We start from the raw sequence: 10468 nt of genomic DNA, 5'->3' as shown, positions 1-10468 counted from the left end.
CGGCGGCGCGGATCGCGTTCCACGCGGTGGTACCGGCGATCGGCAGCGTCGCCGCCGCTTCGAAGGACAAGGGCGCCGGCACTGGCACCACGGCATTGGCCGGCAGCGCGACATATTCGGCGAGCGATCCGGGCAGCGTCACGCCGCGCATCTGCGTCGTCTCGTAGGGTCGCGGACGGCCGCCGATCCAGCGCGGTTTTGCATGGGCGATGACGCGGTCGTTGATAGCGAGCCTCGACACGCCCTCGCCGATGCCGACGATCTCGCCGGCGCCGTCGACGACCGGAATGAGCGGAAAGCTCGGACCTGGATAATTGCCGCTCGCCACCGCGACATCGACGAAATTGAGGCTCGCGGCGCGCAGGCGGATCAGTACTTCGCCGCGCTGCGGTTCAGGGGTGGCAACGGTGGCGGCGCGAAAGGCGTCCAGTCGAGGTGCAGTCAGTTCGATGGCTTTCATGGTCTCACTCCGGTTGATCGGCCGATTGACGGCCAATAGATGGGATTGAGTGAAACTAGCTGCTGCGCTATCTCTGCATAATCCTTAGCTTTTGCATTTGAGTTCTGCTCCTGATGCAGCAATCCCATGAACCGGCAGCACTGGCCGAGATGGCCGCCTTTGCGGCGATCGCCGAGGCGCGCTCCTTCACCAAAGCGGCGGCGCGCCTCGGACGCGACGCGACGATCCTGTCGCGGCGCCTCGCGTCGCTGGAGGAGCGGCTGGGCGTGCGGCTGTTGCACCGGACGACGCGCAGCGTGTCGCTGACCGAGGCGGGAGCGGAGTTCCTCGTCCGCGTCCGCGCCATCCTGACCGCAGTCGACGAGGCCGAGGCGGCTGTGTCGGCGCATGCCGGCGGCGGGCCGCGCGGCGTGCTACGACTGGCGCTGCCCGGATCGTTCGGGCGCATGTGGATCGGACCGTTGCTGCCAGAATTTCTCGCCGAATTTCCCGACGTCCGCATCGAGGCCGAGTTTTCCAACCGTTTCGTCGATCTCGTCGCCGAGAATTTCGATGTCGCCGTCCGTCTCGGCGCGCTGGAGGATTCGCGCCTGGTGGCGCGCAAGGTAGCGACGCGGCGCCGGCTGCTGTGCGCCGCACCGTCCTACCTTGCTCGCGCGGGCACGCCGGCCATGCCGCAGGCGCTTGTCGAGCATGCTTGCCTGGGTTTCACCGGGTTCCAGACCTTTCCCGCCTGGGAGATGACCGACAGCACGGGCCGTCGCGTCCGTATCGAGGTTTCCGGGCCGCTGGTCACCGATGATGCCGAGGTGCTGGTCGAAGCCGCCGTGCAGGGCGTCGGGCTGATGATGAGCACGGATTGGCTGGTCGGACGCGAACTCGCCGACGGACGGCTGGTGCCTGTTCTGGAGGACTGGACGCTCGCCGACGAGGGCGCGGTCTATGTCGTCATGCCTTCGGCCAAGGGGCAAGCGGCCAAGACCCGCGCCTTCGCCGACTGGATCGGCAAGCGCTTTGCGCCGGAGCCGCCGTGGCGGAGGTGAGGGTGCTGATCTCCCCCCTTGAGGGGGAGATGTCGCCGAAGGCGACAGAGGGGGTCGCTGCGCGTGGAGCGTCAGCGCCGTCTCTCGTAGAGGAAGGCGTTGGCGATCTATGTGAGACGACCCCTCTGGCCGCTTCGCGGCCATCTCCCCCTCGAGGGGGGAGATTACGCGCTCAGCCGCCTCCGCCTCCACCGCCCTGCGGCTTCAGGAAATGACCGAGCAGATCCATTGGCAGCGGAAACACGACCGTCGACGAGCGCTCGCCGGCAATGTCATGGAGCGCCTCGAAATAGCGCAGCTGCATGGCCTGCGGTGCCTCGGCCAGCATCTTGCCGGCTTCGACGAGTTTTGCCGCCGCCTGCTGTTCGCCGTCGGCGTTGATCACTTTGGCACGCCGCAGCCGTTCGGCCTCGGCCTGCTTGGCGATCGCACGGACCATGTTCTCGTTGAGGTCGACATGCTTGATCTCGACATCGGAGACCTTGATGCCCCAGGCATCGGTTCGCTGATCGAGGATCTCCTGAATATCGCTGTTGAGCTTGTCACGTTCGGCCAGCATTTCATCGAGTTCATGCTTGCCGAGCACCGAGCGCAACGTGGTCTGTGCCAGTTGGTTGGTCGCGGCCATGAAGTCCTCGACCTGGATCACCGCCCGCTCGGCGTCGACGATACGAAAATACAGCACCGCGTTGACCTTCACCGAGACGTTGTCGCGCGAGATCACGTCCTGCGGCGGAACATCCTGAACCACCACCCGCAAATCGACCCGCACCATCTGCTGTACGAAGGGGATGAGGATGATCAGGCCGGGACCTTTGACCCCGGTGAAGCGGCCGAGCGTGAAGACCACACCGCGCTGATACTCCCTCAGGATGCGAATGGCCGCGGACAGGAACATGACCACGACGAGCGCTGCTACCAGATAGGCCACATAACCGATGATCATTGCCTTGCTCCATCGCTTCCCGCATTGCTGCGCCGTATCGTCAGCACGAGACCGCTGACATCAGCCACCTCGACGCTCTCGCCCACTGCAAAGGGTTCGTCGGCCTTCGCCCGCCAGCGCTCGCCCCGGGCGAGCACGTGGCCCTCGCGGCCCTCCCAGTCGAGAACCTCCGCCGGCAGCCCTTGCATGGCCTGTGCGCCAACACGCGGAACGTTCTTGCGGGCCGCCCACAGATAGCTGCCGGTCAACAGCGCCAGGCCGAGCGTCAGGACGGCGGCGGTGCCGATGACGGCCCACGACATCTCGAAGCCGGGCCCCTCGATCCTGAGCAGCATGGCAGCGCCGAGCAGAAACGCAGCCACGCCTCCCAGCCCAAGGACCACTGTGGGATTAAAGACCTCGACGACGAGGAAGATGATGCCAAGCAGCATCAAGGCAAGGCCGGCATAGCTGATCGGCAGGAGATTGAGCGCATAGAGCCCGAGCATCAGGCAGATCGTGCCGATCACGCCGGGCGCGACCGCGCCCGGGCTCGTGAACTCGAAGACGAGGCCATAAACGCCGATCAGCATCAGGATCACGGCGATGTTCGGGTCGGTGATGACGGCGAGAAGCCGGATGAGCCAGCCGGGCTCCAGCGTTTCCACCGGCAGCCCTTTGGTCGCCAGCACCTTTTTCGCGCCGGCGATTTCCACCGTCCGGCCGTCGGCCAGCTGAAGCAGCTCGGTCGTGTCGCGGGCGACGAAGTCGATGACATGCTCCTGCAGCGCCGCGCTGGCCGAGAGGCTGGCCGCCTCGCGCACGGCCTTTTCACCCCATTCGGCATTGCGCCCGCGCAGTTCAGCCAGGCTGCGGATCAGGGCAACCGCATCGTTCGTTGCCTTGGCGATCATCGCATCGCCCGCTGGTGGGTTCTTCTGGTCCTTGCCCGTTTGCGGGCCATCGTTCTTGTCGTCGCCGCCGGGAAAGGATGGCAGCGGTCCGCCCATCTCGATGGGCGTTGCCGCACCAAGATTGGTGCCGGGCGCCATCGCCGCCACATGGGTCGCGTAGAGGATGTAGGTTCCGGCGCTCGCTGCATGCCCGCCGGCGGGCGCGACATAGCCTATGACGGGAACCGGCGAGGCGAGCATATCGGCGATGATCTCGCGCATGCTGGTGACCAACCCGCCGGGCGTGTTCATCTGCAGGATGAGAACCTCGGCGTTCCGCTCCGCGGCCACCGCCAGCGCTTCCTCGAACTGCATGGCGGTCGCCGGACCGATGGCGCCGTCTATCTCGACGCGCAACGCAATCCTCTCCTGGCCGTTCGCCTCTTCGGCTATGAAAGAGGGCCAAACGACTACGGCAGCAACGAAAGCCGCGGCAATAAGGGCCACACGCGCAAGTTTCACGCTCAAAGCTCCCTATACAGGATATGGGCTGGATTTTGCCGAAATCCATGATGCGTCGCGCGCAGCGGCGCAGTGGCGATCGGCGATCTCCCCCCTTGCGGGGGCGATGCCCGGCAGGGCAGAGGGGGGTGCTGTCCCTCGAACTCTCGAGACCTGGGTTCCTCGCCCACGCGAAGCGGGGGAGAGGTGGCCGCGAAGCGGCCGGAGAGGGGGGCCTCGTAGAGCGCGGTTCCCCCTCTCCTCTCGGCTTCGCCGAGCCACCTCTCCTCCGCTTTGGTGGGGGCGAGGAACCCAAGCTGGAACGCTGTGCGCAAACCCCATTTGGCAGGAAACGGGTGGTTCGCGCGCACTGTTTTACCCATCTCTGATGGCAGAGGAAGCCAGAGGAGGCAAAAGCCATGACCATTCATTCGATAGGTTCGAAGGCAGCGGTCCGATCGGCGGAGACGCGCGTCGCCGCATATGACTGGCAGGCATTGGCCGGGGAGATGAGCGGCTATGGCTGCGCGGTGATGGAAAAGCTGCTGACACCGGAAGAGTGCCGGGAGATCGCCGGGCTTTACCCAGACGAAAGCCATTTCCGCAGCCATGTCCACATGGCGCGGCATGGCTTCGGCAAGGGCGAGTACCGCTATTTCCGCTATCCCTTGCCCGAGCTGATCGGCGGCTTGCGCACCGCGCTCTATCCGCGCCTCGCCGTCGTCGCCAACGACTGGAACGAGCGCATGCGCGTCGCGCAGCGCTACCCGGACGAACACGCCGCGTTCCTCAAGCAATGCCACGACCAAGGCCAGACACGGCCGACGCCGCTCCTACTGCAATATGTTCCCGGCGACTTCAACTGCCTGCATCAGGATCTCTATGGCGATCTTGCCTTCCCGCTGCAGGTGGCAATCCTGCTGTCCGAACCCGGTAAGGACTTCACCGGCGGCGAGTTCGTGCTGACCGAACAGCGTCCCCGGATGCAGAGCCGCGCCGAGGTGGTGCCGCTACGCCAGGGCGACGCCGTCGCCTTCGCGGTGCACAATCGTCCGGTCCAAGGCAGCAAAGGCAGTTACCGGGTCAATCTCAGGCATGGCGTCAGCCGGCTTCGCTCCGGCATGCGCCATACCGTCGGCATCATCTTCCACGACGCGAAGTAGGGGTTATCATAGACTTAGCGTAGAGACGACGCGCAGCTCAGGCCGCAAACGTCGCCCGTTCGCCGGCGGTGAGATGTCGTGCCTTGCCCTTGGCAAGTCGCGGAGCAGCAACCGGCCGATCGCGCACGGGCTTGTTGAATAATTCTTCAGACAGTCGCGGCGATCGCGGAAAATCCGAATAAAAAGATTCGCCCCACAAGATCTCTGTCATCCAATTGTTAACCAAGGTTCATACGATGAGGGATGTTGTCTCTCGGCCGGTGTGTGTTCGCCGGGCGGATGACTGTTGATGTCTGCCAAGACTGAAAACTAGCTATTCGTTCGCGCAGTATAGTCGGGGATCGCCATGATGTTTCCAGTAAGCTTTGCGTCACTTTGGCGCAAATGGGCGAAAATAACCGGATCAAGTGGCGCCATCACGCTGGCTGTTGCCTTGATGATCGGGGCCGCTGCACAGGCTGAGCCTATTCGCGGCGCCGGATCGACGCTGGCCGCCCCGATCATCGGCAAATGGGCCGCCGCCTACGAGAGCGCCCGCGCGGATGGCGGCGACTATGTCTCGCCCGATTGGAAGGTTGACTATGAAATCGTCGGCTCGCTCGCCGGCGTCCTGCGTCTCGACCAGCCGGACATGGACTTTGCCGCGACGGATGCGCCGGTCAACGCCGCCGATCTCAGGAAAACCGGCCGCCAGCAGTTTCCGATCGTGATGGGCGCCATCGCCGTCGTCGTCAATCTCGACGGCATTGGTCCGGGAAGCCTTCGCCTGACGGGGCCGCTTCTGGCCGACATCTATCTCGGCAAAATCCAGTCATGGTCCGATCCCGCGATCAAGGCGGCGAATCCGGATCTGACGCTGCCCGATCTCAGGATCAGCGTTCTTCACCGCAAGGATGGGTCCGGCTCGACCTTTGTCTTCACGGAGTATCTGTCGGCGGTCAGTGACGAGTGGAAGGCCAAATACGGTGCCGATACGCTGATCTCGTGGCCGCTCGGCGCCGATGCCGAAGGCACGCAGAACCTCATTCGAGCCGTGCATGACACGAAGGGCGCGATCGCCTATGCCGAATCCGGCCAGGCCCAGCGCGCACGCCTTTCCTACGCGCTGATCGAGAACAAATCCGGCAAATTCGTCGAGCCGGAACCGGAGGGCGTGCAGGCTGCGGCGATGTCCGTCGACTGGGCGAAAACGACCGATTTCTTCGCTTCGCTGACCGATCGAGACGGAGATGCCGCCTATCCGATCAGCACGGCGGTGTTCGCGGTCGTGCAGGTCTCTGGCCGTTCGGAACATCGCTATCGCCGCGTGCACGACATTTTCCGGCTCGCCTTCGCGCAAGGCGCGGGCGACGCCGCCGCGCTCGGCTATGTGCCGCTGCCGAAGGCGCTCGTCGATCAGGTCGAACAATACTGGGCAAGGCAAGCGCCCGTCGGGAACTGAGCGGAAGAGCCAGGCTGCAACGGAACTGAACGTCATATCGCGCCGTGGTAACGGCTTGTTGGGGACTGCGTGACATGGACATAGATATCTTCAAGGACATCCTCGTGCCGGTGATTGGCGGGTTGGGCATCTTCATGCTCGGCCTCGACTTCATGGCAAACGGCATCCAGGCGCTCTCGGTCAACCGGATGCGCGCCTTTCTCGCCAAGGCCGCCGGAACGCCGATCAAGGGCGTTCTGGCAGGAACGCTGATCACCGGCGTCATCCAGTCATCGACGGCGATGAGCGTCATGGTCGTCGGCCTGGTCAATGCCGGCGTCATCGCCTTGCGACCGGCGATCAGCGTGATCATGGGCGCCAATATCGGCACCACGCTCGGCAACGGGCTCATCGCCCTGCCGTTGGGTCCGCTCGGATTGATCCTGGCCGGCGTGTTCTCGCTGGTCTACTGCTTCGCCAAAAGCGAAAAGGTCAAGAACATAGCGCTCGCCTGCATGGGCTTCGCGCTGATCTTCTATGGCCTCAACCTGATGACCGGCGGCCTGCGCCCGCTGCGCAACCTGCCCGAAGTCATGGCCCTGCTGCAGACCCTCACGGCCGACTCCTATCTCAACCTTCTCAAATGCGTGTTCATCGCCGCCGGCGTGACCGCCATGATCCATTCGTCCTCGGCGACGATCGGCATTGTGATGGGTCTTGGCGCCGCCGGCATTCTCGACTGGACGACGGCCGTCGCCTTCTCGCTCGGAGCCGATCTCGGCACCACGGTCACCTCGTGGATGGCTTCGCTCAATCTTTCGAAGAACGCCAAGCGGACAGCCTACGCGCACATCTCGTTCAACATCATCGGTGTGTGCATCACCATTCCGCTGTTCTTCGTCTCCATCCAGGTCCTGGAATGGGCCATGCAGTTCTTCGGCGGCGATCCCGCCATTCCGTTGATCGTCGACGGCAAGGAGACCTTTCCTCTGGTGCCGGTGGCGGTCGGCCTCTACTCGACCTTCTTCAACGTCTTCAATACCTTGTTGCTGTTCCCGTTTATCGGTGTGTTCGAGCGGGTTCTGTCGCGTGTCGGCCACACGGATGACGAGGATGCGGAGGATTTCTCGACGCCGAGATTCCTCGACCGCAAGCTGGCCGGCGATTTTGCCAAGGCCGTTCCCGCCGTTCAGCAGGAGACGGCTCGTCACCTGCAAGCCGGCGCCATGTTCCTCGACATCGCCCGCTCGTCGAAGAAGGCGCCGTCGGATCCGGGCGAGCACTATCTCGCAACCGACATCCTCAGCCGCGATATCCGTGCCTATACCGCCGAGCTGATGAAGGAGGATCTGCCCTACGACCAGCTTGATCTGATTGCCAGCCTGATCGAGGAAGCCGACTTCACGGCTGCCCTGACGGAATCGATGCATCAGGTGGCACGCCGCGTCAGGCGTGAGAAGTTCAGCGGCCCGGCGCAGGCCATCGTCGACGTCGCGTTGAGCAAGCTCGATGTTTCGCTGCGGGAGATCTTGCCGACCTACGGCATCTCCAACCCACAGATGCCGGCCGGCCATGTCAATCTGCCGGAGGTCGAGGAACTGCGCGCCCGCACCCTGGCGCTCGGGCCGAATGCCGGCGCCGCCGAACGCGGTACGATCCTGGCCCTGCTCGGTTCGATCGAACGCGCGGAAATCCTGATCCAACGCATCGATGCCGAGCGCAAATCGGTCAACCGGCAAAGCGTGCTCGCCCGTGCCTCGGCACGCAAGGAGGCCAAGCCGCACTCGATGGGCGATACCGGTCTCAGCCCGGTTCCGGCCGAGTAGCGGGAAAGGCCGGCGGCGGGGCTGCCCCTTTCCCTTCTCCCCTTGTGGGAGAAGGTGGCCTCGCGAAGCGAGGTCGGAAGAGGGGTGTTCCAGCTTGGCGCCGACGGCGATCCTTCCAGCCCCCCTCAACTGTCTTGGCGCTACGCGCCAATCCACCTTCTCCCACAAGGGGAGAAGGGAGAGCGATGCGTCGTCACTCAGCCCTGAAACAGCGCCAGCTCTTCGGCCGTGAGGTGGCGTGCCTTGCCCTTGGCTAGCTCGCCGAGCTGCAACGGGCCGATCGCCACCCGCACGAGGCGGAGCACCTCGATGTCACGCGCCCCGAGCAGCCGGCGGATGTGGCGGTTGCGGCCCTCGTCGAGGGTGATTTCCAGCCAGGCGGTGCTGGTGCCGCTGCGCAGGACATCGATCGACCGCGCCGTCAAATTCTCGCCGTCGACCGTGGCGCCGGCGCGCAGCCGCGCCAGCATGGCCTCGTCGGGCAGGGCGCCGATCTGCACGTGATAGATCTTGGTGACGTGCGAGGCGGGGTCGAGCAGGCGTTGGGCAAAGCGCGTGTCGTTGGTCATCAAAAGCAGGCCTTCGCTGGCCTTGTCGAGGCGGCCCACCGGCGACACGAAGGGCAGGTCGAGTTCTGCCAGACAATCATAGACGGTGCCGCGATCCTGCGGATCGTCGCGGGTGGTGACCAGGCCGCGCGGCTTGTTGATCATCAGATAGACCTTGCGCTCGGCAACGACGCGGCTGCTGTCGACCTCGATGCGGTCGCGACCGGGATCGACGCGCGTCGAGCCGTTGCGCACGATCTTGCCGGCGACCCGGACGCGCCCTTCAGCGACCAGAATCTCAGCCTGCTTGCGCGAGCACAGGCCGAGTTTCGACAGCGCACGGCAAAGGCTGACGCCAGGGGGATTGGTTCCAGCTCTAGGGGAGGGGCGTTGCCGGCCAGTACTCGGTCGTGACATCATCGTCTTGCGTGGTCGTTGCGGCAAAGGTCAGGACTTTCCCGCCAGCCCATCTCCGGGCTTGGCGAGCGTTTCCATGCCGTCGCCGAGGTGCTTTCTCAGGACGCGAACGGCCGCCTCGGCATCGCGGTGGCGGCAGGTGGTCAACAGGTCGCGATGCTCCGTCTGCGAGCGGCTGCGATAGTTGAGGCTGGACAGGAGAACGCGAACGTAGCGGTCGGCCGCATTGTGGTGGGCTTCGATCAGGCCGAGAAGACGGGCGTTGCCGCAGGCGCTGTAAAGCGCCAGGTGAAAGGCACGGTTCAGCGTTCCCCAGCGGCCGACATTCGGCTCGGCATCGATCTGGTTGAGCACATAGCCGGCCTCGTCGAGCTTCTCCTTGCCGAGATTCGGCACCGAGAGCCGCAGCGCTTCGCTTTCGAGCAGTGCGCGGACCGCAAAGATCTCCCTGATCTCGGCAGCGTCCATCCTGGCGACATGCGCGCCCTTGGTCGGATGGATCGAAACGATGCCTTCGGCTTCGAGCTGGCGAAGCGCGTCGCGGACCGGCATGCGGCTGAAGCCGAACCGCTCGGCAAGATCGTCCTGACGCAGCGGCGTGCCGGCCGCCAGGCTGCCGTCGGCGATCGATTCACGCAGCACATTGGCCACCTGTTCCGCCACCGTCAGCGGTTTCTGCATCAACCCTTCGCCAAGTTCGCGCAATCGATTCTCCCATCACGTGAACCGTGCCTAACAGAAAGCCGCTTGTCTGGATATCTGTATTCTCGTATACGAGTATCCAAAAACGGAGGGAGGACTTATGCCGCTCGCATCGGGCCGCTCAGACAAGCAACCGGGCTGCCAAAACAGACCGGTCGACGCCGTCGTCATCGGCGGCGGCATCGCCGGTTGCACGCTGGCCTGGGAACTGGCGTCCAGAGGCGTCAAAACGGTCGTTCTCGAACAGGCCGTGATTGCCGCCGAATCGTCGGGGCGTAACACCGGCACCTTGCTCAGCGGCCCGCAGACGCAAGTGGTCGAAATGCTCGACGCCTGCGCGGCGATCTATGAGGAGCTTTCGCAAGGAGCGGTGCCCTTCGAGTTCTCGGCGATAGGCCACCTTCTCATCTCGGAAGACGAGGCCAGCTTCGAGGCGGCCGGCTCCGTGGCCGATCGATACCGGGCCGCCGGTGTCGCCATGGAGAAGATCAGCGGCGCGGAGCTCGCGCGGGACCATCCGCGCATCGGCTTCAAGGTGGCGGGCGGCTATCACGTCGGCCGCGCCTGGAC

10 protein-coding genes are annotated in these 10468 nt (G+C 64.5%); 5 read left to right on the top strand and 5 right to left on the bottom strand.

What is annotated here, in order from left to right; all coding sequences use genetic code 11:
• The coding region (locus tag E5W87_RS25300) for an alcohol dehydrogenase catalytic domain-containing protein (protein WP_292403835.1) at positions 1–460 on the bottom strand (460 nt) is incomplete at its 3' end.
• Between the two features lie 113 nt (positions 461–573).
• Between E5W87_RS25300 and E5W87_RS25295 the strand changes: the two genes are divergently transcribed.
• A complete protein-coding gene (locus E5W87_RS25295) occupies positions 574–1503 on the top strand; it encodes a LysR family transcriptional regulator (protein ID WP_292403831.1) in 930 nt (309 codons plus the stop codon).
• A 172-nt stretch (positions 1504–1675) separates the two neighbouring features.
• Here E5W87_RS25295 and E5W87_RS25290 read toward each other — a convergent pair whose 3' ends face one another.
• Both E5W87_RS25290 and E5W87_RS25285 read right to left on the bottom strand, forming a co-directional pair.
• A complete protein-coding gene (locus E5W87_RS25290; protein WP_292403827.1) occupies positions 1676–2449 on the bottom strand; it encodes a slipin family protein in 774 nt (257 codons plus the stop codon).
• Complete coding sequence (locus E5W87_RS25285) at positions 2446–3843, bottom strand: nodulation protein NfeD (protein WP_292403823.1); 1398 nt, start codon at positions 3841–3843, stop codon at positions 2446–2448. Before E5W87_RS25285 ends, E5W87_RS25290 begins: the two co-directional genes overlap by 4 nt.
• A gap of 398 nt (positions 3844–4241) precedes the next feature.
• Between E5W87_RS25285 and E5W87_RS25280 the strand changes: the two genes are divergently transcribed.
• The 3 genes from E5W87_RS25280 (at position 4242) to E5W87_RS25270 (ending at position 8231) form a co-directional block, all read left to right on the top strand.
• Positions 4242–4985 (top strand): 2OG-Fe(II) oxygenase, encoded by a 744-nt coding sequence (locus tag E5W87_RS25280; protein ID WP_292403820.1) that lies wholly within the window; start codon positions 4242–4244, stop codon positions 4983–4985.
• 346 nt (positions 4986–5331) lie between these two features.
• Positions 5332–6426 carry a phosphate ABC transporter substrate-binding protein PstS gene (pstS, locus tag E5W87_RS25275; RefSeq protein WP_292403816.1) on the top strand — a complete coding sequence of 365 codons (1095 nt, stop codon included), beginning with the start codon at positions 5332–5334 and terminating at the stop codon, positions 6424–6426.
• A 74-nt stretch (positions 6427–6500) separates the two neighbouring features.
• The gene (locus E5W87_RS25270) at positions 6501–8231 is read left to right on the top strand and encodes a Na/Pi symporter (RefSeq protein ID WP_292403811.1); all 1731 of its coding nucleotides are present in this window, start codon (positions 6501–6503) and stop codon (positions 8229–8231) included.
• A gap of 197 nt (positions 8232–8428) precedes the next feature.
• Here the strand turns inward: E5W87_RS25270 and E5W87_RS25265 are convergent, their stop codons facing one another.
• Positions 8429–9196, bottom strand: coding sequence for a pseudouridine synthase (locus E5W87_RS25265; RefSeq protein WP_292403855.1), 768 nt, complete (start codon positions 9194–9196; stop codon positions 8429–8431).
• A gap of 30 nt (positions 9197–9226) precedes the next feature.
• On the bottom strand, positions 9227–9901 hold the full coding sequence (locus tag E5W87_RS25260) for a GntR family transcriptional regulator (protein ID WP_292403808.1): 675 nt from the start codon (positions 9899–9901) through the stop codon (positions 9227–9229).
• A 97-nt stretch (positions 9902–9998) separates the two neighbouring features.
• Between E5W87_RS25260 and E5W87_RS25255 the strand changes: the two genes are divergently transcribed.
• On the top strand, positions 9999–10468 hold a 470-nt coding region (locus E5W87_RS25255), incomplete at its 3' end, for an FAD-binding oxidoreductase (protein WP_292403805.1).

Source organism: Mesorhizobium sp., assembly GCF_004962925.1.
Taxonomy (GTDB): Bacteria; Pseudomonadota; Alphaproteobacteria; order Rhizobiales; family Rhizobiaceae; genus Mesorhizobium.
This window is presented reverse-complemented; position numbering and strand designations above follow the sequence as displayed.

What these genes read in the sequence shown, in the direction of transcription:
- E5W87_RS25295 (WP_292403831.1), top strand. Translation starts at nt 574, where the DNA reads ATGCAGCAATCCCATGAACCGGCAGCACTGGCCGAGATGGCCGCCTTT.
- E5W87_RS25290 (WP_292403827.1), bottom strand. Translation starts at nt 2,449, where the DNA reads ATGATCATCGGTTATGTGGCCTATCTGGTAGCAGCGCTCGTCGTGGTC.
- E5W87_RS25280 (WP_292403820.1), top strand. Translation starts at nt 4,242, where the DNA reads ATGACCATTCATTCGATAGGTTCGAAGGCAGCGGTCCGATCGGCGGAG.
- pstS (WP_292403816.1), top strand. Translation starts at nt 5,332, where the DNA reads ATGATGTTTCCAGTAAGCTTTGCGTCACTTTGGCGCAAATGGGCGAAA.
- E5W87_RS25270 (WP_292403811.1), top strand. Translation starts at nt 6,501, where the DNA reads ATGGACATAGATATCTTCAAGGACATCCTCGTGCCGGTGATTGGCGGG.
- E5W87_RS25265 (WP_292403855.1), bottom strand. Translation starts at nt 9,196, where the DNA reads ATGTCACGACCGAGTACTGGCCGGCAACGCCCCTCCCCTAGAGCTGGA.